The sequence below is a fragment of the Microbacterium paraoxydans genome (assembly GCF_020524545.1).
GTDB lineage: Bacteria > Actinomycetota > Actinomycetes > Actinomycetales > Microbacteriaceae > Microbacterium > Microbacterium paraoxydans_C.
The window spans coordinates 151,261-173,120 of sequence record NZ_JAIVLG010000001.1 but is presented as its reverse complement, the minus strand read 5'-3'; the positions used below and the strand labels follow the sequence as shown (position 1 = coordinate 173,120).

23 protein-coding genes are annotated in these 21,860 nt (G+C 69.1%); 12 read left to right on the top strand and 11 right to left on the bottom strand.

The features are described from left to right. Nucleotides 1–21: 21 nt before the first annotated feature. Entirely contained in the window at nucleotides 22–699 is a 678-nt protein-coding gene (locus LC041_RS00835) for a FadR/GntR family transcriptional regulator (RefSeq protein WP_226531077.1), read from the top strand. Between the two features lie 13 nt (nucleotides 700–712). Here the strand turns inward: LC041_RS00835 and LC041_RS00830 are convergent, their stop codons facing one another. Then, on the bottom strand, nucleotides 713–1,375 hold the full coding sequence (locus tag LC041_RS00830) for a transaldolase family protein (protein ID WP_226531076.1): 663 nt from the start codon (nucleotides 1,373–1,375) through the stop codon (nucleotides 713–715). Between the two features lie 118 nt (nucleotides 1,376–1,493). On the opposite strand from LC041_RS00830, the gene LC041_RS00825 reads away from it, so the two are divergent. The 4 genes from LC041_RS00825 to LC041_RS00810 are packed head-to-tail and all read left to right on the top strand — an operon-like array spanning nucleotide 1,494 to nucleotide 4,790. After that, the gene (locus LC041_RS00825) at nucleotides 1,494–2,456 is read left to right on the top strand and encodes a ribokinase (RefSeq protein WP_226531075.1); all 963 of its coding nucleotides are present in this window, start codon (nucleotides 1,494–1,496) and stop codon (nucleotides 2,454–2,456) included. Nucleotides 2,457–2,493: 37 nt separating this feature from the next. Beyond that, a complete protein-coding gene (rbsD, locus tag LC041_RS00820) occupies nucleotides 2,494–2,898 on the top strand; it encodes a D-ribose pyranase (protein ID WP_226531074.1) in 405 nt (134 codons plus the stop codon). Continuing rightward, complete coding sequence (locus LC041_RS00815) at nucleotides 2,898–3,710, top strand: GntR family transcriptional regulator (RefSeq protein ID WP_226531073.1); 813 nt, start codon at nucleotides 2,898–2,900, stop codon at nucleotides 3,708–3,710. Before rbsD ends, LC041_RS00815 begins: the two co-directional genes overlap by 1 nt. 21 nt (nucleotides 3,711–3,731) lie before the next feature. Then, entirely contained in the window at nucleotides 3,732–4,790 is a 1,059-nt protein-coding gene (locus LC041_RS00810) for a PLP-dependent cysteine synthase family protein (protein ID WP_226531072.1), read from the top strand. 8 nt (nucleotides 4,791–4,798) lie between these two features. Here LC041_RS00810 and LC041_RS00805 read toward each other — a convergent pair whose 3' ends face one another. Further along, nucleotides 4,799–5,317, bottom strand: a complete 519-nt coding sequence (locus LC041_RS00805) for a DnaJ family domain-containing protein (RefSeq protein ID WP_226531071.1) — start codon at nucleotides 5,315–5,317, stop codon at nucleotides 4,799–4,801. A 106-nt stretch (nucleotides 5,318–5,423) separates the two neighbouring features. Between LC041_RS00805 and LC041_RS00800 the strand changes: the two genes are divergently transcribed. Then, nucleotides 5,424–5,939 (top strand): glycine cleavage system protein R, encoded by a 516-nt coding sequence (locus LC041_RS00800; protein ID WP_226531070.1) that lies wholly within the window; start codon nucleotides 5,424–5,426, stop codon nucleotides 5,937–5,939. A 90-nt stretch (nucleotides 5,940–6,029) separates the two neighbouring features. Here LC041_RS00800 and LC041_RS00795 read toward each other — a convergent pair whose 3' ends face one another. Next, nucleotides 6,030–6,713, bottom strand: a complete 684-nt coding sequence (locus tag LC041_RS00795) for a FadR/GntR family transcriptional regulator (RefSeq protein WP_226531069.1) — start codon at nucleotides 6,711–6,713, stop codon at nucleotides 6,030–6,032. Nucleotides 6,714–6,878: 165 nt separating this feature from the next. Here LC041_RS00795 and LC041_RS00790 point away from each other — a divergent pair, with 165 nt between their 5' ends. From LC041_RS00790 to LC041_RS00775, 4 genes are read left to right on the top strand one after another with little or no spacing between them, the layout of a single operon-like run. Then, a complete protein-coding gene (locus tag LC041_RS00790; protein ID WP_226531068.1) occupies nucleotides 6,879–8,114 on the top strand; it encodes an aminotransferase class V-fold PLP-dependent enzyme in 1,236 nt (411 codons plus the stop codon). Nucleotides 8,115–8,169: 55 nt separating this feature from the next. Continuing rightward, on the top strand, nucleotides 8,170–9,480 hold the full coding sequence (locus LC041_RS00785) for an ABC transporter substrate-binding protein (RefSeq protein WP_226531067.1): 1,311 nt from the start codon (nucleotides 8,170–8,172) through the stop codon (nucleotides 9,478–9,480). Between the two features lie 3 nt (nucleotides 9,481–9,483). Further along, nucleotides 9,484–10,449, top strand: coding sequence for a carbohydrate ABC transporter permease (locus LC041_RS00780; RefSeq protein WP_226531066.1), 966 nt, complete (start codon nucleotides 9,484–9,486; stop codon nucleotides 10,447–10,449). Then, nucleotides 10,446–11,366 carry a carbohydrate ABC transporter permease gene (locus LC041_RS00775; protein WP_226531065.1) on the top strand — a complete coding sequence of 307 codons (921 nt, stop codon included), beginning with the start codon at nucleotides 10,446–10,448 and terminating at the stop codon, nucleotides 11,364–11,366. The genes LC041_RS00780 and LC041_RS00775 overlap by 4 nt, the downstream gene beginning before the upstream one ends. Nucleotides 11,367–11,490: 124 nt before the next feature. On the opposite strand, the gene LC041_RS00770 is transcribed toward LC041_RS00775, so the two are convergent. Genes LC041_RS00770 through LC041_RS00760 form a run of 3 tightly spaced genes read right to left on the bottom strand, consistent with a single transcriptional unit; the run spans nucleotide 11,491 to nucleotide 14,529 of the window. Further along, a complete protein-coding gene (locus tag LC041_RS00770) occupies nucleotides 11,491–12,504 on the bottom strand; it encodes an aldo/keto reductase family protein (protein WP_226531064.1) in 1,014 nt (337 codons plus the stop codon). Between the two features lie 23 nt (nucleotides 12,505–12,527). Then, complete coding sequence (locus LC041_RS00765; RefSeq protein WP_226531063.1) at nucleotides 12,528–13,019, bottom strand: hypothetical protein; 492 nt, start codon at nucleotides 13,017–13,019, stop codon at nucleotides 12,528–12,530. Between the two features lie 10 nt (nucleotides 13,020–13,029). Beyond that, on the bottom strand, nucleotides 13,030–14,529 hold the full coding sequence (locus LC041_RS00760; protein ID WP_226531062.1) for an aminotransferase-like domain-containing protein: 1,500 nt from the start codon (nucleotides 14,527–14,529) through the stop codon (nucleotides 13,030–13,032). Nucleotides 14,530–14,569: 40 nt separating this feature from the next. Here LC041_RS00760 and LC041_RS00755 point away from each other — a divergent pair, with 40 nt between their 5' ends. Beyond that, the gene (locus tag LC041_RS00755) at nucleotides 14,570–14,914 is read left to right on the top strand and encodes a hypothetical protein (RefSeq protein ID WP_226531061.1); all 345 of its coding nucleotides are present in this window, start codon (nucleotides 14,570–14,572) and stop codon (nucleotides 14,912–14,914) included. On the opposite strand, the gene LC041_RS00750 is transcribed toward LC041_RS00755, so the two are convergent. Together LC041_RS00750 and LC041_RS00745 are read right to left on the bottom strand one after the other, a co-directional pair. Then, nucleotides 14,891–16,357, bottom strand: a complete 1,467-nt coding sequence (locus LC041_RS00750; RefSeq protein ID WP_226531060.1) for a DUF4407 domain-containing protein — start codon at nucleotides 16,355–16,357, stop codon at nucleotides 14,891–14,893. The genes LC041_RS00755 and LC041_RS00750 overlap by 24 nt on opposite strands. Nucleotides 16,358–16,475: 118 nt before the next feature. After that, entirely contained in the window at nucleotides 16,476–17,048 is a 573-nt protein-coding gene (locus tag LC041_RS00745) for a TetR/AcrR family transcriptional regulator (RefSeq protein ID WP_226531059.1), read from the bottom strand. A 65-nt stretch (nucleotides 17,049–17,113) separates the two neighbouring features. Between LC041_RS00745 and LC041_RS00740 the strand changes: the two genes are divergently transcribed. Then, complete coding sequence (locus LC041_RS00740) at nucleotides 17,114–17,740, top strand: NAD(P)H-dependent oxidoreductase (RefSeq protein WP_226531058.1); 627 nt, start codon at nucleotides 17,114–17,116, stop codon at nucleotides 17,738–17,740. Here the strand turns inward: LC041_RS00740 and rlmN are convergent. Genes rlmN through iolB form a run of 3 tightly spaced genes read right to left on the bottom strand, consistent with a single transcriptional unit; the run spans nucleotide 17,689 to nucleotide 21,858 of the window. Beyond that, nucleotides 17,689–18,978 carry a 23S rRNA (adenine(2503)-C(2))-methyltransferase RlmN gene (gene rlmN / locus LC041_RS00735; RefSeq protein WP_226531057.1) on the bottom strand — a complete coding sequence of 430 codons (1,290 nt, stop codon included), beginning with the start codon at nucleotides 18,976–18,978 and terminating at the stop codon, nucleotides 17,689–17,691. The two genes, LC041_RS00740 and rlmN, sit on opposite strands and share 52 nt — an antisense overlap. Nucleotides 18,979–19,036: 58 nt before the next feature. Further along, the gene (gene iolD / locus LC041_RS00730) at nucleotides 19,037–20,947 is read right to left on the bottom strand and encodes a 3D-(3,5/4)-trihydroxycyclohexane-1,2-dione acylhydrolase (decyclizing) (protein WP_226531056.1); all 1,911 of its coding nucleotides are present in this window, start codon (nucleotides 20,945–20,947) and stop codon (nucleotides 19,037–19,039) included. Then, nucleotides 20,947–21,858, bottom strand: coding sequence for a 5-deoxy-glucuronate isomerase (gene iolB, locus LC041_RS00725; RefSeq protein WP_226531055.1), 912 nt, complete (start codon nucleotides 21,856–21,858; stop codon nucleotides 20,947–20,949). Before iolB ends, iolD begins: the two co-directional genes overlap by 1 nt. Nucleotides 21,859–21,860: the final 2 nt, after the last annotated feature.

The window sequence follows — 21,860 nt, the reverse complement described above, 5'->3', positions numbered from 1 at the left end:
TCAATCGCTAGGATGACGCTCATGGCAGTCACCGACGAGGCGATCGAGAAGATCAAGGCGATGATCGTGGCGGGCGAGCTCGCCCCCGGTGATCGGCTTCCCCCCGAGAAGGAGCTCTCCGAGCGCCTTGGCCTCTCCCGGAACTCGATGCGCGAAGCGGTCAAGGCGCTCGAGGTCATCCGCGTTCTCGACGTGCGTCGAGGCGACGGCACCTACGTGACGAGTCTCGAACCCCACCTGCTGCTGGAGGCCATTTCGTTCGTCGTCGACATGCACGACGACGACTCGATGCTCGAGATCTTCGCGGTGCGCCGGATGCTGGAGTCGCAGGCGACCGGACTGGCAGCGACCCTCGGCACCGACGAGAAGATCTCCGAACTGCAAGATGAGGTGGCATCCGTCGATGCGGCGGTCACGATCGAAGCGCTGGTCGACCACGACATCCGGTTCCATCGGGAGATCGTCGCGATGTCCGGCAACGCCTATCTCGCCAGCCTGATCGAGCACCTGAGCAGCCAGACCGTGCGTGCACGCGTGTGGCGCGGCCTCACCGAGGGGGGCGCCGTCGAGCGCACCCTGTCGGAGCACCGGGCCATCGCCGATGCGATCGCCCAGCACGACTCCGCCCTCGCGACCTCGCTGGCCACGGCGCACATCGCGGGCGTCGAGCGCTGGCTGCGTCAGGCCGCGGCGAGCTGACGGCGGGCGCGGTTCAGGCCCCCAGGCGCACCATCGCGGCGTCGAACTCCGCTGCCGAGCTGTCGCTGACCTCATGGGAGAGCACGCGGTCGAGCACGTCCGGAGCCGCGGTGAAGTAGGGGACTCCGGCAAGACGCAAGCCCGTGATGTCGTCCGGGGAGCGCAGCGACGCGGCGAGCACGTTCGAGTCGCTGCCCGCGCACACCTCCTGCATCCGCGCGATCGTCGCGTCCCCGTCGAGACCCGCGTCGCGCATCCGCCCGAGGTACGGCGCGATGTACTGCGCCCCGATCGAGGCGCACGCGAGCGCCTGAGCGACCGAGTACACCGCGGTCACGAGCACGGTCGCGCCGTCGCGCACGAGAGCTGATGCCGCGGCGAACCCTGCAGACGTGGCTGGCACCTTCACGGCGACCCGGTCGCCCAGCGCGCGGATGCCTTCGGCATTGCGGAGGAAGGACGCGGTGTCGCCGCCCCAGGTCTGGAAGAAGATCTCCCGTGCCCCCTCCGACTCCCAGCGGGCGTAGAGCTCGGGGATCTCGCGGGCGGTGCGACCGCCGCGTTCGAGGATGGTCGGATTCGTCGTGACGCCGTGCACCACGCCCGTGGCGAGCAGTCGGGAGACGCGGTCGACATCGGCGCTGTCGACGTACAGGCGTGGCGCGATCGGGGTCATCGGGGTCTCCTCGCGGACAACCTGTCGTTACAGGTGGGGATTCGGCTAATGTAATGACAGCCACCGCGATCTGTCAAAGCGTCGGCTACACCTGCCGTCGAGGAAGATCAGGAGCACGATGACCCCCGCACATGCCGAAGACCGTTCCGGTGTCGTCATCGTCGGCAGCGTCACCGCCGACGTCACCACGTTCTCCCGGCGCTTGCCCGCGCGGGGCGAGACGATCCTGGGAGACGAGTTCACCCTCATGCTGGGCGGCAAGGGCGCGAACCAGGCCGTCGCGGCCGGGCGCTCGGGCGCGCGCACGAGCTTCGTCGGCTGCGTGGGCGACGACCTGTTCCACGACCTCGTGGTCGACGGGCTCACCGCGGCCGGGGTCGACCTCACGCACCTGCGTACGGTTCCCGGCCCCACCGGCATCGCGCACATCCGCGTCGACTCCTCGGCGCAGAACGACATCGTGATGGTGCCGCTCGCCAACGCCGCGCTGAGCGCCTCGCAGATCGATGAGGCGCTCGCGACACTCGCCCCCACGGCCTCGGTGCTGCTCACCCAGCTCGAGACTCCCTCCGCGCTCACCGCGCACATCACCGCGCGCGGACGCGAACACGGCATGACCGTGATCCTCGATCCGGCCCCGGCCGCCGAGCTGGACGCCGAGATCTGGCGGAGCATCGACATCGTCACCCCCAACGAGACCGAGGCGACGCTGATCAGCGGCATCGAGGTGACGGATGCCGCGTCGGCCGAGCGCGCCGGACGCTGGTTCCTCGCGCAGGGGGTCGGCGCGGCGGTGATCACCCTCGCGGGCCAGGGATCGTGTGTCGTCACCGCGGAAGGCGCAACCGTGATCCCGCCGTTCCCGGTGGAGCCGGTGGACACGACCGCGGCAGGAGATGCCTACGCGGGCTACCTCGGTGCGGCGCTCGCGAACGGCAGCACCCTCGCAGATGCCGTGCGCCTTGCCACGGCGGCCGGCGCTCTGACGGTCACGAAGCAGGGCGCATCGCCCAGCCTTCCGCAGCGCGCCGAGGTCGACGCGTTCCTGACCGCCCGCACGGCCGCGCCCGTCGCGAACTGAATTCCCGAACCGGACCTGCGGAGAATCGAGGACACACATGCGCAAGACGGCCACCACCATCAACCCCGCACTCTCCCGTGTGATCAGCGAGACCGGGCACACCGACCTCCTCGTGGTCACCGACGCCGGGCTGCCCATCCCTCCCGGCTCCGAGCGCATCGACCTGGCGTATCGCCCAGGCGCTCCGGCCTTCCTCGATGTCCTCGACACCGTGCTCGCCGAGCTGGTGGTGGAGGGAGCGACGGTCTCGGCCGAGGTCGCCGAGAAGAGCCCGGAGGTGCTGGCCGCACTGCGCGAGCGGTTCGCGGGCATGGGGTTCGAGATCGAACTGATCCCGCACGTCGAGTTCAAGAAGCTCAGCCACGGCGCTCGCGCGTTCGTGCGCTCCGGGGAGTTCACCCCCTACGCCAACGTGATCCTGCACGCGGGGGTGGCGTACTGATGGTCACCGTCGATGACGCGATCGACCGCCACTCCGCCGCACCCATGTACGACCAGCTGCGGCAGCTGATCATCGACGGCATCGCCCGGGACGGCCTGCAGCCCGGCGATCCGCTCCCCGGCGAGCACCGGCTGTGCGAACGGTACGGCATCTCACGCACCGTGGTGCGCCAAGCGCTCGCCCAGCTCGAACACGAGGGGCTCGTCGAGCGCGTGAAGGGCAAGGGCACGTTCGTCTCCCGTCCTCGTACGAGCGAGAGCCTCGTGCACACGCTCGTGGGTCTGTACGACGACGTGGAGCGCCGTGGCGGACACGTGCACAGCGACGTCCTGCGGCACGAGCGGACCACCGCAGACGAAGAGGTCGCGCTCGCCCTCGAGCTGCCCGTCGACTCCCCCGTCGTCGTCCTCGAGCGTCTGCGTCATGTCGACGGCGAGCCGTGGTCGCTGTCGACGACCTGGATGCCGGAGGCCACGGGCGCCGTGACGCTCGGCGCCGACCTGACCGAGGCTTCGCTCTACCGGCTCCTCGCCGAGCACGACATCGTCGCCACGCACGGCGTGCGCTCGGCGGAGGCGACGGTGGCGACGCACGAGCAGGCGCAGCACCTGGGCGTCAGCGCCGGCTCGGCCCTGCTGCGACTGCGCAGCATCAGCCGCAGCTCAGACGGGGCACCGATCGAGTACTTCGTCGCGTATCACCGCGGCGACCGCTCGCGCTTCGAGTTCCAGCTCCGGCAGGAGCAGTCGCAGGCCTCCCTGCTGCACGTCGACGGCGACGGCGGGGCCTCGCGCGCCGGGACGGTGGGCTGAGACGCCCGGTAGTGTCGAGGCATGAGCGACTGGACCAGCACCGCGATCGCCCTGCTGGAAGCCGACGCCAACCGCAGCGCCGACACGCATCTGCACCTCTTCCCACTGCCGCCCGAATGGGGCATCGACCTGTACCTCAAGGACGAGTCGGTGCACCCCACCGGCTCCCTCAAGCACCGCCTCGCGCGCTCGCTCATCCTCTACGGCCTGGTCAACGGACGCATCCACGAAGACACGACGCTCGTGGAGTCCTCGAGCGGATCGACGGCCGTCTCCGAGGCGTACTTCGCCCGGATGCTGGGGCTGAAGTTCATCACGGTCGTGCCGCGCTCGACGGTTCAGGAGAAGATCGACCTCATCGAGTTCTACGGCGGCACCTGCCATTTCGTCGACCGCGCCGAGGACATGTCCGCCGAGGCGCAGCGCCTCGCGTCCGACTGCACCGGCCACTACCTCGACCAGTTCACGTTCGCCGAGCGTGCGACCGACTGGCGCGGCAACAACAACATCGCCGAGAGCGTGTTCAGCCAACTGGCCCAGGAGCGGCACCCGATTCCCACGTGGATCGTCACGGGCGCAGGCACCGGCGGCACGAGCGCGACCTTCGGACGCTACGTCAAGTACCGCCGGCATGACACCAGGGTCGCGGTCGTCGATCCGGAGGGCTCGGCCTTCTACGACGGATGGGCCGGGACCGTGGACCCGCCCGCCGGACGGCCGAGTCGCATCGAGGGGATCGGTCGCCCGCGGGTCGAGGCCTCGTTCGTCCCCACCGTGATCGACGAGATGATCCGCGTCCCCGATGCCGGCTCGATCGCCGCGATCCGCCTGCTGCGCGAGAGAACCCTGCACTGGGCGGGCGGGTCGACCGGAACGAACCTCTACGGCGCGTTCCAGCTCATCGCCCGGATGCGCGCCGCGGGTGAGACCGGCAGCGTCGTGACCCTGATCTGCGACAGCGGAATCCGCTACGCCGGCACGTACTACTCCGACGAGTGGGTGGCGCAGCAGGGGTGGGACCTCGCTGCGCACCGCGCGCGGCTGGACGGCTTCCTGGAGACCGGCGACTGGGTGGAGTGAGGTTCACCTCACGAGCGGCGCCACCATCGCCGCCGAGAGGCCTGCGGAGTCGACGGCTTCGGCGTCGTCGGAACATCGGGTTCCCGCCGCCGACGCCGCCACTCGTCGACCTCCGCATCCACGTCTCGGAGTCGGGTGACGACAGGGGGCCCGCCCGTCAGCTGCCTCCGCGCCGCACGGATCCGCGAGTTGAAGTCCTCCACGTGCTGACGCACCTCGTCTTCCCGAGAGAGCGCGTCGAGGACGTCTCGGAGGTTCGCGTCCTCCGTGCGCAGCTGGAACACCGGCGGAGCCATACCCGTGAGGTTCTCCCGCTCGATCTTCTGCCGGATCCACCAGTCGGGATCGTTCGGTCGGCCGAGGTTCTCGATCGGCTTGCCCGCACCGGGCAGATCGTCGAACTCGCCGCGACGGATCGCCATCTGGATGTTCAGCTCGACCGCCGCCCAGCGCTCCTCGGTCGTCGACCACTGCGGCGGGCCCCCGGGATCGGCGGTGTCGCCCCCGTCTTCCTCGGCGTCACGCATCAGCAGCCCCCTTCGTTGGCGTGCTCGGCTCACTGGGGACACTACCCGAAGGACACGGCCGCTCGGTACGTGCGCGCCGCTCCCGAAGTCCCCGTACGCTGGCCGCATGACTACTCTGATCCTCACCGTCGCGGGTGCAGACCGTCCGGGCCTCGTCGCCGCCGTCGCCGATGTCGTGGATGCGCACGGCGGGAACTGGGAGAACAGCTCGCTGGCCGAACTCGCCGGCACCTTCGCCGGCGTGATCGAAGTCTCGGTCGCCGATGAGCGCGCGTCGGAGCTGGAGTCGGCGCTGCGCAGCCTGCAGGGTCAGGGGTTGCTGACGCTGGCTGTGCTCACCGGGACACCGGACGGCGTCGGCGCCGACGAACGACTGATCGAGATCCAGGTGCTCGGCAACGACCGACCCGGCATCGTGCGGGAGATCTCGACCGTGCTGAGCTCGCACGCGTTGAGCATCGAGGAGTTGGCCACCGAGACCCGGGATGCCGCGATGGCGGGCGGGCGTCTGTTCGAAGCATCAGTGGTGGCGAAGGTCCCCGCCGCCGTCGACCTCGACGCCCTGCGCGTCGACCTCGAACGCCTGGCCGCCGAGGTCCAGGTCGACATCACCCTCACCTGAATCGAGACCCCCGCGCCCCGCCGACACCCCCGCCTGTCGCCGTCATTCCGCGGGGGCTTCGGCGCGCAGAGGGGGTTTCGGCACGCAGTCTCAGTCCTCGAGGCCGGAGTAGCGCCGCACCCAGTACTCCGTGTAGGCGACGTGCGCCGAGGCCGCGGCGCTCGCGGCGACAGGATCCGCCGCCGCCAGGCCACGCAGGATCGCACGGTGCCCGGCGTCCGAGTGGATCTTGAGCTCGGCCGCATCCTCGGGATCGGAGATGCGATACGCCCGGGAGCGCGAGCGCAGCACGTCGATGAGACTGGTCAGTGCCTCGTTCCCCGCGACGCCGGAGATCGCCATGTGGAACTCGTGGTCGAGGCGGGACTGCACGTCGAAGTCGGTGGTCGCCTCGATGTCGTCGAGCACGCGGGCGAGAGTCTCCACGGTCTCGTCATCGATGCGGGCGGCGGCGAGCGCGGCGGCGTGCGGTTCGAGCACCCGGCGCAGCTCGGTGAGTTCGAGCACGCCCGCCATCGGCAGCAGTCCGACCGTGAGCGACAGGCTGCCGATCAGGTCGGCCGCGCGCAGTTCGCTGACATAGCTCCCGGACCCGTGCCGCGTGTCGAGCACACCGAGTGCCGCCAGCATCCGGATCGCCTCGCGGAGCGACCCGCGGGAGACACCGAGCCGTTCACACAGTTCCCCTTCGCTCGGCAGCCGGTCGCCGGGCCGCAGCGCACCGTCCGCGATGAGCGCCCGCAACCCGTGCAACGCCGTATCGAGTGCGCTCATCGTGATCCTCTCTGACACTCCCCCACCCCTCGTGAAGTCTGGCGGAACTCCCCGTCGCGGGAAACTCGTATGACAACTATGTTTCATAATCCTCTTTTCGTGGCAGTTTTCGCTCTCGTGTGGCAAAGTTGTGCAACAACTCGCCCCACTCATCGATGAGGACTGATGCCCGCACCGTTGTTCCCCGCACCGATCACACTGAACTCCGGTGTGCGCGCCCGTGACGCCTGGCCCCTCGACCCCGCGGTGATCCACCTCAACCACGGATCCTTCGGCGCGGTCCCCTCCGCCGTGGTCGCCCATCAGGACGCGCTGCGCCGCCGGGCGGACCTCAGCCCGGTCGAGTGGTTCCCGCGTATCGCCGAACGTGTGCAGGATGCTCGCGAGCGCACCGCCCCGTTCGTGGGCGCCCGGGCGGAGGACAGCGTGTTCGTCCCCAACGCCTCCGCCGCGGCGACCGTGGTCTACAACGCCCTGCAGCTCGAAGCCGGTGACGAGATCCTCGTGACCGATCAGGGCTACGGCGCCATCACCATGGGGGCCGAGCGCCTCGCCCGAAGGTTCGGCGCACACGTGCGCACGGTCGCCCTCCCGCTGCTCTCCACCGACGACGAGATCGTGCAGCTCTTCAGCGATCACCTCTCACCGCGCACCCGCCTGATCGTGGTCGACCAGATCACGTCGCCGACCGCACGGATGCTGCCAACGCGGCGCATCGCGGACGCTGCGGCCGCGCGCGGCGTTCGCACGCTCGTCGACGGTGCCCACGCCCCAGGGCTCGTCGCGGACGCCGCTGCCGTCGCGGGCGGTGACTGGTGGTTCGGGAACCTCCACAAGTGGCCGTGCGCACCTCGTGGCTCCGCCCTGCTGGTCACGTCCGCCCCCGACCGCGACGAACTCTGGCCGCTCATCGACTCGTGGGCCGCGCGCGAACCCTACCCTTCCCGTTTCGACACCCAGGGCACGATCGACGCCACGACCTACCTGGCCACCCCGACCGCCATCGACTTCATCGAGGACGAGTTCGGTTGGGCCGCCGCCCGCACCGCGATGGCGGAGATCGCGGAGGCCGGCGCGGAGCTGATCGCGGAAGCCCTGCGCCCTTATGGGGACGAGGACCCGCTCACCCCGCTCCCCTCTCCCGTGCCGTCGATGCGGCTCGTGCGCCTTCCGCTCGGGCTCGGGGCGACGCGGGAGGAGGCCGATGCCCTGCGCATGGACCTCCTCGACGAGGTCGGTGTCGAGACGGCTTTCACGAGCTTCCGCGGTGTCGGCTACTTCCGGCTCTCCGCGCACCTCTACAACGAGGCCTCCGACTACGAGGCCTTCGTGGAGCGCTGCGTCCCGCAGATCCTGAGCCGTGCCGGCATCCACCGCGCCGGTTCCCTCGTCCTCCCCTGACCCGTCCACCGTCCACCCGACCGCAACACCACCCACCCCAACCGAGAGGCACTTCGTGAAGAACAAGATCTTGACGACAGCAGCGGGAATCGGCACCGTCGCCGTCCTCGCTCTCACCGGCTGTTCCGCGAGCTCCGGCCCGTCGGCCGACGGCACGGTCACCCTGCAGATGGTCGAGAGTCTGACCAACCCGGCTCGCACCGAGCTCATCCGCGGTCTCCTCGACCAGTTCGAGAAGGACAACCCGAAGATCACCGTCAACCTGGTCTCGCCGCCCACCGAGCAGGCCGATGCCAAGATCCAGCAGATGCTGCAGTCCGGCAAGGGCGTCGACGTCCTGGAGGTGCGCGACATCACCGTCGGCCCCTTCGCGAACAACGGCTGGCTGTACGACCTCGGGCCCGACCTCGAGAAGTGGGACGGCTGGGACGCGCTGACCGACAATGCGCAGTCCGCATCGGTGGCCGCCGACGGCAAGAGCTACTTCGTTCCCTACGGCTTCTACGGGCTGTCGCTGTTCTACCGCACGGACCTCGTGAAGGACGCCGGCTTCGACGGCCCCCCGCACAGCTGGAAGGACCTGCTCGAGCAGGCATCCGCGATCCAGGACCCCTCGAACAACATCTACGGCTACGCGTTCCGCGGCGGCCAGAACGCGAACAGCAACGTCGTCGCAGCCATCGAGGCCTACACGATCGACGGTCTCGACACCGAGGACGCCTTCCTGATGGAGGACGGCTCGACGATCTTCGCCGCACCCGAGGCACAGGACGCCGTCGACGACTACTTCGACCTGTTCACGGAGGCCTCCCCGCCCTCCGCCGTCTCGTGGGGCTACCCCGAGATGGTCGCCGGCTTCACGAACGGCACCACCGCGTTCCTGTTGCAGGACCCCGAGGTCATCGCGACCGTGCAGGACTCCTCGCTCACCGACGACCAGTGGGACACCGCTCCGCTGCTCGTCGGGCCCTCCGGCAAGGCCGCGCAGCCGCTCGCCGTGGCCGGCTGGGGCGTCGCCGAGAACAGCGAGAACCAGGAGGCGGCCGTCAAGCTGGTCGAGTTCCTCTCGTCGGCCGAGCCCGCCACCGAGTTCGCCCAGGCCAACAGCCTGGTGCCGATCATCACGGCCGCAGCGGATGACGACTTCTACTCGTCGGGGCCCTGGACCAGCTATGTCACCATGACGGAAGACCCGGAGACGTACGTCAACGTCCGCCAGCCGCGCGGGGTCAGCTGGTGGACCGAGTGGATCCAGAAGTCCGACCAGGATGTGCAGAACGTGCTGCTGGGCAACATGTCGACCAGCGACCTGCTGGCCTCGTGGGATGCGTTCTGGACCGAGAAGTACGCCGCGGAAAAGGGCTGACCTGTGGCCCGCACCGCTCAGAAGGGAGGCTCCGTCGGCACTGCGTCTCCGCAGGCAGCCGTCGGGGCCTCCCCGGCATCACGCCGACGTCGTCCGTTCCGAGGACGCCAGGCATGGACACTGCTGGCATTCCTCGCCCCCGCGGTCGTCTTCGTGTGCTGGTTCACCTACTGGCCGATGCTCCAGGGCGCGCGCATGGCCTTCCACGACTGGAACCTGTGGGACCTCACCTCGACGCCGTTCGTCGGCTTCGACAACTTCCTCGCGGTGTTCCGTGACCCTGCGTTCCCGACGGTGGCAGGGAACTCCGTGCTGTGGGTCGTCGGCTCGCTCGTGCCGCAGCTCGTGATCGGATTCCTGATCGCGCTCGCTCTGCGCAAGAAGTTCCGTTTCCGCGGCGTCTACCAGGCGCTCGTGTTCTTCCCGTGGGCGGTGTCCGGCTTCCTGATCGGCATGCTCTTCCGCTGGATGTTCAACGCCGAGTTCGGGGTGGTCAACGACCTGCTCATGAAGGCGGGGCTGATCGACGCCCCGCTCCCGTGGCTGGCCGATCCGAAGCTCGCGATGTTCGCGGTGATCGTCGCCAACGTCTGGTACGGGGTGACCTTCTTCGCGATCATGATCCTGGCAGCCCTGCAGTCGGTGCCCGACGAGATGCTGGAGGCGGCGAGCCTGGACGGCGCCGGCAAGGTGCGTCAGCTGTTCTCGATCATCATCCCGTACATCTCGATGACGCTGCTGCTGACGATCCTGCTGCGCGTGATCTGGATCTTCAACTTCCCCGACATCATCTACGCGATGACAGGCGGCGGGCCAGCCAACCAGACGCACATCATCACGACCTGGATGATCAACTACACCCAGCAGGGCAACTACGGCTTCGCGAGCGCGATCGGCCTCATCGTGATGGCCGTCCTGTTCGTGTTCTGCGCGTTCTACCTGATGGCGATGCGGAGGGTTCAGCGATGACCATCACCTCTTCGGTCCGGACGGGCTCCTCGATCACCGAGACCCGCCGCATCACCGTGCCCGACCCTGCGGCGGCACCCAGGCCCCGGCCCCGCGTCACGGTCGGCGGCGTCGTGCGCGTCGTGGGTCTCGCGCTCTGGCTCGTGCTCACGCTGTTCCCGCTGTATTGGATCACGCTGACCGCGTTCAAGTCGCCCGGGACGATCAACAGGTTCCCGATCGAGTACTGGCCGAGCGAACCCTCGCTCGACAACTTCACCAGCCTGTTCGAGAAGAGCTCCTTCGGGGTGTTCCTCGGGAACTCCGCTCTGGTCGCGGTCGTCGGCGGCGCCGTGGCGACTCTCATCGCCCTGCTCAGCGCCTATGTGCTGGCGCGCTTCGAGTTCCGGGGCAAGGGTGCGATCCTGATCGCGTTCCTGCTGACGCAGATGATCCCGGCCTTCATCGCCCTCGGTCCGCTGTACTCGATGATGACCGACCTCGGACTGGTCGACACCAAGCCCGGACTCATCCTCGTCTACATCGCCATCTGCATCCCGTTCTCGACGGTGATGCTGCGAGGCTTCTTCGAGAACGTGCCGGACGCCCTGGAAGAGGCCGCGATGATCGACGGCTGCTCCCGCCTCGGAGCCCTGTTCCGCGTGCTCGTCCCGGTGATGACCCCCGGCATCATCGCGGCGTTCATCTTCAACTTCGTGAACTGCTGGAACGAACTGTTCCTCTCGGTCGTGCTGATGAACACCGATGCGAATCGCACGGTGCCCTCCGCGTTGAACGGCTTCATCTCGACGTTCAACATCGACTGGGGCTCGATGAGCGCCGCCGCCGTTCTGACGATCCTGCCGACCATGGCGATGTTCGCGCTCGCGAGCCGCTGGATCGTGCAGGGCCTGACCGCCGGTGCCGTGAAGGAATAGCCCGTCTCCTGGGCCGACACCCCCTTCTACCGCCGAGGCCCCCTCTGATTCATGTGACTCAGAGGGGGCCTCGGCGGGCAAAGGGGGTGTCGACCTGGGTCTCGGCGTCGGGACGACCGGGCGCTCAGACCAGGCGCGACTTCGGAGACACGGAGTAGGTGTTCTCGGCGTCGCGGTTGACCGTGTCGCCCAGCGCGGCGTCGATCGCGGCGAGCGTGTCGGCGTCGAGCTTCACGCCGGAGGCCTTGACGGTCTCCGCCAACTGCTCAGGACGGGATGCCCCGACCAGCGCGGCCGCGACGTTCGGGTTCTGCAGCACCCACGCGATCGCGAGCTGCGGCATCGACAGGCCCGCCTGCTCGGCAATCGGCTTCAGACGCTGGACCGCGGTGAGGATGTCGTCCTGCAGGAAGCTCTTGATGAAGTCGGCGCCGCTGTGCGGGTCGGTCGCACGCGATCCCTCGGGCACCGGCTGCCCCGGCAGGTATTTGCCGCTGAGCACCCCCTGCGCCATCGGCGACCACACGATCTGCGAGATCCCGAGCTCTGCGGACGCCGGGACGACCTTGCCCTCGATCACCCGCCACAGCATGGAGTACTGCGGCTGGTTCGAGATGAGCTGGATCCCGAGCTGCTTCGCGAGCGCGTGCCCCTCGCGCAGCTGCTCAGCCGTCCACTCCGAGACACCGATGTAGAGCGCCTTGCCCTGACGGACGACGTCCGCGAAGGCCTGGAACGTCTCCTCCAGCGGGGTCTCGTAGTCGAAGCGGTGCGCCTGATAGAGGTCGACGTAGTCGGTGCCGAGGCGCTGCAGCGAGCCGTTGATCGACTCGAAGATGTGCTTGCGGCTGAGTCCTGTGTCGTTCGGGCCCTTCGGACCGGTCGGGAAGTAGACCTTCGTGAAGATCTCGAGACCCTCGCGGCGCTGCCCCTCCAGTGCCTTGCCGAGCACGACCTCCGCGGCCGTGTTGGCGTAGGTGTCGGCGGTGTCGAACGTGGTGATGCCCGCGTCCAGCGCAGCGTGCACGGTCTTGACGGCGGCATCGTCTCCGACCTGTGAGGCATGGGTGACCCAGTTGCCGTAGGTGATCTCCGAGACCTTGAGACCGCTGTTGCCGAGATAGCGATAGTTGACCATGGATCAACGCTACCGGCAGCCCACTATGCGCGGGCCGGATGCCGTGATCTCGCGACCGCCACCACGCCGCCCACCACGATCGCGACGGCGGAAAGCGCGCTCACGACGTACAACGGTCCGGCCCAGGGCGAATAGTCCGCTCCGCTGATCCCGAACGTGTCGGCGAGCCCCATGCCCGCGCCGAACGACGCGACGAAGTAGCCGATCACGCCGAACATGAGCAGCGCCAGGAAGGTCATCGCGGGAACCACGGGATCCGCCCGCCGGACGACCGAGGCCACGGCCACCGCGACAGCGAGCACCACGCCGATGCCGAGGACGGAGAACACGGCGCCGTGACCGAGGCTCTCCCCCGCGTCCGCCATCGCGAGACGGATCTCGTCGAGCGTCAGACCCGGCGCCGCGGCGAGCGGATTGAGAACGAGGATCTGCACCGCGGCCAGCGCCGCGTATGCCGTGACCGCGGCCACACCGGCGAGGGAGATCCACAGGGTCCGGCGTCGCGTCCGTGTCATGCGGGTCAGCCTAGGAAGCGAACCCGAGAGTCTGCCGATACTCGCGCCAGGCGGCTCCGAGGCGCCGGATGCCCTCGGCGAGCACATCGTCGGGTGCGGTGAAGGGGATGCGGATGTGATCGTCGGGCGAGGCGGCGACCGCGAACGCCGCGCTCCCGGCGATCGAGACGCCGTGCGTGGCCGCGGTCCGGACGAGCGCCTCCGCCGACCCCGCGGGCAGACGAACCCACAGCGACAGGCCCCCGCGCGGCGGCTCGGGCGTCCAATCCGGCAGGTGCTCGGCCATCAGAGCCTGCAGGAGGCGCAGGCGCTCCTGGTGGATGCGGCTGTTGGCTCGGCGGAGATCACCGGCGCGCGCGATCAGATCGAGCGCGAGCAACTGTCCCGGCACACTCGTGGACTGGTCGGCGAGCTGGCGCGCCCCGCGGAGCCGACGCACGAGCACGGGGTCCGCGCGCAACCAGCCGATCCGCAGACCCGCCCACACCCACTTCGACACCGACTCGACGACGATGATCGGCGCATCGGCGCGTTCGGCGGCGAGCGTCGGGGGCACGACCCCGTCGAAGGAGATGCCGGCCAGCACGCGGTCTTCGATGACGGGCACGCCGTACTGGGCCGCGAGCTCCGCGACGCGGTGCCGTGCAGCGGGCGGCAGACGGGATCCCGTCGGGTTCTGGTGGTGCGGATTCACCGCGACGAGCACGGGCCGCAGCCGGGCGAGAGCCTGTTCGAACGCGTCGACATCGAGCCCGCTCTCCCCCATCGGGATGCCGTGCACGGTGCCACCACGGAGGCCGACCGAATCCGTCACGCCCGGCCACGTGATCTCCTCGGCGAGCACGATGTCACCGGGACCGACGAGGGCGTTCACGACGAGGCTGATGGCCTGCTGCGCACCGTGCGTGACGAGGATCTGCTCCGGCGTCGTCGGCGTGCCCTCTGCGGTGTACATGTCGGCGATGAACACGCGCAGTGCAGGCAGTCCCGCCGGATCGGTCTCGGGCAGCAGGGCGACGTCGAGCCGCGGCTGATGCGCGCGGATGAGGTCCACTCCCAGCTCGGAGATCTGCGGGACCGTGCGCAGGAGGTCGATCGCATTGGGGAGCGCCGAGAAGAGCGCTTCCCCGCGGCCCGGTCGCTGCGCGGGGACGGAGGAAGCCGTTGACCCGGCGATCCGCGTGCCACTCCCCTGCCGCCGCTCGACCAACCCCTGTTCAGCGAGGTCCGCGTAGGCGGCGACGACGGTTCCCCGAGACACCGAGCTGACGGCGGCCAGCGCGCGCTCCGCCGGTAGCCGGTCACCGGGGCGCAGCTCGCCGCTCGCGATGAGGGTCTGGATGCCGCGGGCGAGCCGCGTCGCGAGTGTGCCCTCGCCCTGAGCCCACCGTCCGAGTCGGACGGAGAGACCCTCCGACGACACCTCACCGGCCTGCACGAGCGTCGGTGCGCCGCCCCGGGCCGATCCCTGATCCAGTGGCCGGATATTGGCCCTGTCGTTCGCGGTCATGAGACCCGATTCTGGACCAATGGAGAAGCCGTTGACCAGCTTGAGCCAAGAACTTGGACCAATCTCGCCCGATTGGACCATCGATGACCTCGTCGTGTGGCTCGCCGACGACGCCCGCCAGCATGACCCGGCCCTGCGACCTCCGCTCGCCGCGATCGAGACGGCGCTCAGCGGCGAGTCCTGGACACGGGCTCCGGCCACCGTCGCCCTGATCCGTTCCCTCGCCGCGCTCCGGCGGGAGCACGGCTCCTCCGTGATCGCCGACATCCTGCAGCTCGGATATCCTGCTCCGGTGGCGGAGACGGTGGCCCATCGCCCCACGCAGCGGGCGAACCTGCGACGGGAACGGGAGCCGGTGGGCTCAGGTCGCCTGCGCCGAAGGTGAGGGCGAGGAGGGCGTGGTCACGACGATGTCGGCACGGTCGCGGAAGCCCTCGGCGGTGACCCTGTCCAGCGCGACCTGTTTACGGATCGCGGCCGCCTTCTCATACAGGCTCGGGTCGCCGTAGCTCGTGAGCACCTTGACCAGCACCGGCAGCAACTCGATCATGAAGAACAGGGCCGCGATCAGGATGTGCGCCCACAGGATCGTGGGCTCCTTCTCGCTCAGCCGGTTCAACCCGCTGATCTGGCTGAGCAGACCCACGGCTCCCGCGTTGCCCTGTGCCACCGCGTCCGCCCGTGCGTTGTAGGCGGCGAGCGCCTGATCATAGGTGTCGCGGGCGGCCGGCAGCTGCGATTGCGCCTGCTCACGGTTCTGCGCCTCGGACGAGGAGGTGTTCTCCTTCGCCGCGGTGCCGGCGGCGGCGAGCTCCTCGTTGGCGGTGCGCAGCTGCGCGGCGAGCGCGTCGTACGTCTGCTGGGCTTCGGCGAGCTGTGCCTTCGCCGCATCCGAGCTCGCCCCCTCGCCGTTGACCCCGGTGCACCCGGGAACCGTGCCGGCGCCTTCGCCGGTCAGCTCGCACTGGTACAGCGCCCGCGCCTGGTCGATCACGGTCTGCTGCGCGGTCATCTTCTCGGTCACGTCATCGACGGTGGCCTGCGCGGCCGCCTCGGTCGCGGAAGAACTCTCGGTTCCCGCCACGATGCCGGTCGCCGCCTGGTTCTCGAGCTCCGCGACTCTGGCGGAGGCGGCATCCAGCGCGATCTTCTCCGGCCCCGACTCGAGCGCCTCCTGATCGGACTGCGACTGGGTGATGTTGGTCGATGCCACCTCGCGGGCGATGTCGTTGTGGAAGATCTGCAGCACGAGCGGCTCCGCCACGACGAAGCCGATGATCGCGGCCATGATCACTCGCGGGATCGCCAGGCCGATCAGGCGCCAGACACTCCTCGTCGAGCTCATTGTCGAGGTGAGGAAGCGGTCGAGGTTGAAGATGATGAGCGCCCACACGATGGCCAGCGGCACGGCCAGCCACAGCGCCGCCTGCACGCCGGTGGTGAGGGCGAAGAGCATCGAGATCGCGGAGACGAGCGCGGTACCGGCGAGCACGAAGAACATCTGGACGAAGCGAGGAGTCTCACCGGGGACGCGGTCGAGGATCTCGCCTTCCGCACCGCCGAGGATCGCCAGCGTCCGCGCGCGCGAACCGCGGGCACGCGGCACGCGCTTCTTCCGCTCCTTCGGCACACGGGAGGCACGCGGGGCCTTCACCGGAGCGGGCTCGGCGGGAGCTGCGACAGACACCTCGCGTGCGGCGTCTTCGGTGCCGGTGGGCTCGAACTCGCGCAGGAAGTCGAGGTCATCCGTGACGGCGTCGGGTTCGCTGTCGAGGATGATCCGACCCTGCGAGTCGTAGCGACCCGGTCGATGGGCGGAATAGGGCATCCCGACAATCTACGAAACCTCACCTGTGGATAACGTGGAAGTCCCCCGGTGCTTCGAATCGCGCAAATAGCGCGATCCTGGGCTCATCCGGAGCCAGTTGCGCGATTCGAAAGGTGACTCAGCCGACCGGGAGCAGCCGGTCGAGGGCGGCAGCGTAGGCGGCGAGAGCATCGTCGAGGGCGAAGTGACCTGCTGCGGCGAGGGTGCCGAGACCGTGGATCAGCCCCCACACCGCGACGACATCGGTCGGCCGGTCCAGCCCCGCGGCGGCGACCCCCTCCGCGAGCACCGCCTCGAGCCCGTCGATCAGCGGCGCCATGGTCGCGGTCGGGGATCCGGGAACGCAGACCGTCGGGTCGTAGACCGCGTCGAACGCGTGCGGATGCTCGACCGCGAAGCGGATGTAGGCGGAACCGGCGTCCGTGAGCGCCGAGCGCGGGGTCGACGCCTTCGCGACATCGCGGCGGACCTGCGCCAGGAGGTCCGCCATGCTGCGCTCCGCGAGCACCTTGAGCAGTCCGAGGCGGTCGGAGAAGTGATGGTACGGCGCGTTGTGGCTGACGTTCGCGGCCCGGGCGACCTCGCGCAGACTAATCTCCGCCGCGGGCATCCGCTCCAGCAGCTGCATGGCGGCATCCTCCAGTGCATGGGCGAGATCGCCGTGGTGATAGCCGTCCTTCGAACTTGACATGAGCAACATTGTCTCCTATCTTGACAGTGTCCACCACCTTGACACTGTCCAGATAGGAACCCGGCATGCCCACTCTCGTGATCGACGGCCACCCCGACGCCCGCTCCCTGACCGCCTCCCTCGCCCAGCGATACGCGGCAGGCCACGGAGACGCCCGCGTGCTCGCGCTGCGCGATCTGGAGTTCGACCCTCATCTGCGCTTCGGCTACCGGGAGCGGATGCCCCTCGAGCCCGACCTCGCCGACGCCAAGCAGGCGCTGCACGACGCCGACACGATCATCGTCGCGACGCCGCTCTGGTGGGGATCGGTCCCCGCGCAGCTCAAAGGCTTCTTCGACCGCGCGCTGCTGCCGCAACAGGAGTACCGCTATACGAAGCTCGGACTCCCCGAGGGGCTGCTACCCGCCCGTCGCGGTCGACTGCTCCTGCTCGCCGACACCCCGTGGTTCGCCGTGCCGTTCACCGGGCTGCCCGCACAGACCCAGGTGGCCCGCAACACCCTGCGCCTGTGCGGTGTGCGGTCCGTGCGCGTCCATCGCATGCTCGGCGTCAAGAATGCCGACACGGCGACGATCGCCCGGTGGCTCGACCGCGCCGAGCACCTCGGCACGCGCGACGGTCGTCGGACGGGAGCGACGCCTCAGCTCATCGCTGCGGAGGCGGCCTCGTCCTCGGTCGTGGCGACCAGCTGACCGCAGGCGCCGTCGATCTCCTTGCCGCGGGTGTCGCGGAGAGTCGTCGGGATGCCCGCGTCGTTGAGTCGCCGGACGAACTCGTTCTGCACCGGGATCTCCGACGAGGTCCAGACCGAGCCGGGCGTCGGATTGAGCGGGATGGGGTTCACATGCACCCAGCCGCGTCCGCGCTGATTGAGCTTCTCCGCGAGCAGGTCGGCACGCCACGCGTGGTCGTTCATGTCCTTGATGAGCGCGTACTCGATCGAGACACGACGACCGGTCTTGGCGTAGTACTCGTACGCGGCGTCGAGCGCCTCGTCGACCTTCCAACGGGAGTTCACCGGGATGAGCTCGTCGCGGAGGTGATCGTCCGGGGCATGCAGCGACAGCGCGAAGGTCACCGGGATGTTCTCGTCGGCGAGCTTCTTGATCGCCGGTACGAGCCCCACGGTCGACACCGTGATCCCGCGCGCGCTCATGCCCAGCCCGTCGGGTTGCGGCGCCACCATCGACCGGACCGCATCCATCACGCGCTTGTAGTTCGCCAGCGGCTCCCCCATGCCCATGAAGACGATGTTCGACACGCGCTCCAGGCTGTGATCGTCGGCCTTCTTGCCGCCGAGACCACCGTCCGCGATCAGCCGGTTGGCACGAACGATCTGCTCGATGATCTCGGCGGTCGACATGTTGCGGGTCAGACCCGCCTGTCCGGTCGCGCAGAAGGGGCAGTTCATGCCACAGCCGGCCTGGCTCGACACGCACAGCGTGATGCGGCCGGGGTAGCGCATGAGCACCGACTCGACCAGCGCGCCGTCGTGCAGGCGCCACAGGAACTTGATCGTGTCGCCACGGTCGGTCTCGAGACGTCGCACCTCGGTGAGCAGCGGAGGCAGCATCCCGGCGACGAGCTGCTCACGGCTCTCGGCCGGGAGATCGGTCATCTGCTCGGGGTCGGACGTGTAGTGACGGAAGTAGTGCGTCGACAGCTGCTTCGCGCGGAAGCCGGGAAGCCCGAGCTCCTTGACCTTCTCGGTGCGCTCAGCCGGCGTGAGGTCGGCCAGATGCACCGGCGGCTTGCCGCGCTTGGGGCTCGCGAACTGCAGGAGCGGGCGCCCCTCGGCATCCTTCTGCTGCGTCCAGCCCTCGGTGCGGGGGCGCACCTGTGCCGTGCGCGTCTCGCGGACCGCCCCCGAACGGGACGACGCGGGCGCTGCCTGGGTTCGCGTCTCGCGCGTGCGGGGCTTCTCCGTCATACCTCCAGGGTACGCGGTGGTGACGGGGAAGACCCTGGAGCGTGGCTCTTCGGCGCTGTCAGCCCAGTAGGGGACGCTGTGCGGCGCGCTGCCGAACATACTCATCGAAGGCGCGCTGCGCGGTGTCCGTGGTCGAGACCGCCGCCACCGGCACGTCCCACCACCCCTCCCCGTCCGGACCGTAGACCATGGGGTCGCTGTCGATGTGGATGAGCGTCGCCCGTTCCGAGGCCTTCGCGGCGGCGACCGCGGTGCGCAGATCGTCGACCGCTGCGGGTCCCCGCGCGATCTCGATCACGTCGACGCCGTAGCTGCGAGCGTTCATGGCGAGGTCGACCGGGAGGACGTCACCGTGCTGGAAGCTCCGTGTCTTCTCGTCGTAGCTCCGATACTTCGTGCCGAAGCGCTCCGACCCCACCGTTTCCGAGAGGTGCCCGATCGAGGCGTAGCCCTGATTCTGGACGAGGACGACGATGACCTTGATCCCCTCGGCGACGGCCGTCGCGAGTTCGGAGCTCAACATGAGGTACGAACCGTCTCCGACCATGACGACCACGTCACGCTCGTCACCGGACGCCAGGAGCCCCCGCTTGACGCCGAGGCCTCCCGCGATCTCATACCCCATGCAGGAATAGGCGTACTCGACGTGGTATCCGAGCGGATCGCTCACGCGCCACAGCTTGTGCAGATCGCCAGGGAGCGAGCCGGCCGCCTGGACGATCACGTCCTCGTCGGCGACGGCTGCGCGGACGGCGCCGATGATCTCGGGCTGCCCCGGCAGCTCTCCCCCCGTGGGCGCGAGGGCTCGGTCGACCACCGCATCCCACCGTCGCTTCTCCTCGGCGATCCGCGTGCTCAGGACGCTCTCGATCCGGAATCCAGGCAGTTCCTCCCGCAGCGCCACCAGCGCCTCCCGCGCATCGGCGACGAGCGGGAGCTGCGAGCCGTGCTTGTAGGCGTCGAAAGCGGCGACGTTGACGTTCACGAACACCGCATCCGGATTCTGGAAGGCGGTGCGCGACGCGGTGGTGAAGTCGCTGTAGCGCGTGCCGATGCCGATGATCACGTCGGCGTCGGCGGCGATCCGGTTCGCAGCGGTGGTGCCCGTCGCGCCGATCCCGCCGAGATTCTGCGGGTGGTCCCAGGGCAATGCACCGCCGCCCGCCTGCGTGGTGCCGACCGGGATGCCGGTGGCCTCGGCGAACGCGCGGAGTGCCTGCTCCGCTTCCGAATAGATCACGCCGCCGCCGGCGACGATGAGCGGCTGCTTCGCGCCGCGGATCGCGGCGACGGCACGCTCGAGCGGTCCGCGTTCGGGAAGCGGGCGTCGGATGTGCCACTCGCGCTCCTGGAGGAACTCGAGAGGGACGTCGACGACTTCGGCCTGGACATCCTCAGGGAGGGCGATCGTCACCGCTCCCGTCTCTGCCGGATCGGTGAGCACGCGCAGCGCCGAGAGCGCGATCGAGAAGAGCTGCTCGGGACGCTGGACCCGGTCGAAGAACACCGACAGCGGACGGAAGGCGTCGTTGACGGTGAGCCCGATGTCATGCGGACGCTCCAACTGCTGCAGGACGGGATCCGCGACCCGTGTGGCGAAGGTGTCGCTCGGCAGCAGCAGTGCCGGAAGCCTGTTGGTGGTCGCGAGGGCCGCGCCGGTGAGCATGTTCGTCGCCCCCGGCCCCACCGAGGCCGCGCTCGCGAACGTCGCCCTGCGCCGGTGCATCCGCGCGAAGCCCACCGCCTGGTGCACCATCGCCTGCTCGTTGCGCGCCTGATGGTACGGCATCAGCTCGGGCTGCTCGAGGTTGTACTGCTGCAGGGCCTGACCGAGACCGGCGACGTTCCCGTGCCCGAAGATGCCGAACATCCCGGGAACGGTCCGCTCGCGGATGTCCCCGTCGACGGTCCATTGCCGGGAGAGGAACTCGACCAGGGCCTGGCCGACCGTCATCCGTTTCGTCTGCATCAGAGATCTCCCTCTGCTCGGTAGGGAAGCCGGGAATCGATCTCCTGCCCGCTCCAGCTGTCGCGCACCCAGGCATGGGCGGGGTCGTCGGTGATGAGCCACGCCCGCTCCGGGTCCGGCCCGGCCATGACGTTCAGGTAGTAGAGGTCGTAGCCCGGTGCGGCGACAGCGGGCCCGTGGAATCCGAAGGGGACCAGTGCGATGTCTCCGGTGCGGACCCGCTCGGCGATGTCGATCTCTCCCGCGACCGAGGAGTACGTCGCGAACATCCCGAACGCCGCCTCGACGGCATCGGGATCGCCACCGGTACGGGCGGGAGCCGCTTCGAAGTAGTAGATCTCCTCGAGACGGGACTCCTGCCCGGGCACGTTCTCGTCGTGCTTGTGCGGCGGGTACGACGACCAGTTCCCCGCGGGCGTGATGACCTCGCAGACGATGAGGCGTTCGGCGTCGAGCGCCTCCGGCGTGCCGAAGTTGTGCACCTGCCGGCTGGAGGCGCCGGCTCCCCGGAGCTCGATCGGCGTCTCAGCGGCGAGGATGTGCCGGGTGGGGTGGGCGACCGCGGTGGGGGCGGAGGCGACGGCCACCCGACCGATCCCCGTGATGACGGCGGAGGCTGCAGACGACAGGTAGAGCACGTCGCTCGGCCCGTCGAAGACCGAGCGACGACCGGCGAGCATCGTCTCCGAGGTCGCGCCGTGCGCGGTGTGCCGCACCGTGAAGGAGCCCGCGAGGGGCACGATGATCTGCTCGACCCCGACATCCGCGAGCGCGAGACTCTCCCCTGCGGCCAGCGCTCCGATGCGGAGGCCCGTGTGCGCCCATCCGGGCATCTCGGAGTCGACGACGCTCTCCCACCCGTCGCGGCCGATCGTCCCGCGGCGGCGGAACCACTGCCCCTGCTCGGTCATGA

What these genes read in the sequence shown, in the direction of transcription:
- LC041_RS00835 (WP_226531077.1), top strand. Translation starts at nt 22, where the DNA reads ATGGCAGTCACCGACGAGGCGATCGAGAAGATCAAGGCGATGATCGTG.
- LC041_RS00830 (WP_226531076.1), bottom strand. Translation starts at nt 1,375, where the DNA reads ATGACCCCGATCGCGCCACGCCTGTACGTCGACAGCGCCGATGTCGAC.
- LC041_RS00825 (WP_226531075.1), top strand. Translation starts at nt 1,494, where the DNA reads ATGACCCCCGCACATGCCGAAGACCGTTCCGGTGTCGTCATCGTCGGC.
- rbsD (WP_226531074.1), top strand. Translation starts at nt 2,494, where the DNA reads ATGCGCAAGACGGCCACCACCATCAACCCCGCACTCTCCCGTGTGATC.
- LC041_RS00815 (WP_226531073.1), top strand. Translation starts at nt 2,898, where the DNA reads ATGGTCACCGTCGATGACGCGATCGACCGCCACTCCGCCGCACCCATG.
- LC041_RS00810 (WP_226531072.1), top strand. Translation starts at nt 3,732, where the DNA reads ATGAGCGACTGGACCAGCACCGCGATCGCCCTGCTGGAAGCCGACGCC.
- LC041_RS00805 (WP_226531071.1), bottom strand. Translation starts at nt 5,317, where the DNA reads ATGCGTGACGCCGAGGAAGACGGGGGCGACACCGCCGATCCCGGGGGC.
- LC041_RS00800 (WP_226531070.1), top strand. Translation starts at nt 5,424, where the DNA reads ATGACTACTCTGATCCTCACCGTCGCGGGTGCAGACCGTCCGGGCCTC.
- LC041_RS00795 (WP_226531069.1), bottom strand. Translation starts at nt 6,713, where the DNA reads ATGAGCGCACTCGATACGGCGTTGCACGGGTTGCGGGCGCTCATCGCG.
- LC041_RS00790 (WP_226531068.1), top strand. Translation starts at nt 6,879, where the DNA reads ATGCCCGCACCGTTGTTCCCCGCACCGATCACACTGAACTCCGGTGTG.
- LC041_RS00775 (WP_226531065.1), top strand. Translation starts at nt 10,446, where the DNA reads ATGACCATCACCTCTTCGGTCCGGACGGGCTCCTCGATCACCGAGACC.
- LC041_RS00770 (WP_226531064.1), bottom strand. Translation starts at nt 12,504, where the DNA reads ATGGTCAACTATCGCTATCTCGGCAACAGCGGTCTCAAGGTCTCGGAG.
- LC041_RS00765 (WP_226531063.1), bottom strand. Translation starts at nt 13,019, where the DNA reads ATGACACGGACGCGACGCCGGACCCTGTGGATCTCCCTCGCCGGTGTG.
- LC041_RS00760 (WP_226531062.1), bottom strand. Translation starts at nt 14,529, where the DNA reads ATGACCGCGAACGACAGGGCCAATATCCGGCCACTGGATCAGGGATCG.
- LC041_RS00750 (WP_226531060.1), bottom strand. Translation starts at nt 16,357, where the DNA reads ATGCCCTATTCCGCCCATCGACCGGGTCGCTACGACTCGCAGGGTCGG.
- LC041_RS00745 (WP_226531059.1), bottom strand. Translation starts at nt 17,048, where the DNA reads ATGTCAAGTTCGAAGGACGGCTATCACCACGGCGATCTCGCCCATGCA.
- LC041_RS00740 (WP_226531058.1), top strand. Translation starts at nt 17,114, where the DNA reads ATGCCCACTCTCGTGATCGACGGCCACCCCGACGCCCGCTCCCTGACC.
- rlmN (WP_226531057.1), bottom strand. Translation starts at nt 18,978, where the DNA reads ATGACGGAGAAGCCCCGCACGCGCGAGACGCGAACCCAGGCAGCGCCC.
- iolD (WP_226531056.1), bottom strand. Translation starts at nt 20,947, where the DNA reads ATGCAGACGAAACGGATGACGGTCGGCCAGGCCCTGGTCGAGTTCCTC.
- iolB (WP_226531055.1), bottom strand. Translation starts at nt 21,858, where the DNA reads ATGACCGAGCAGGGGCAGTGGTTCCGCCGCCGCGGGACGATCGGCCGC.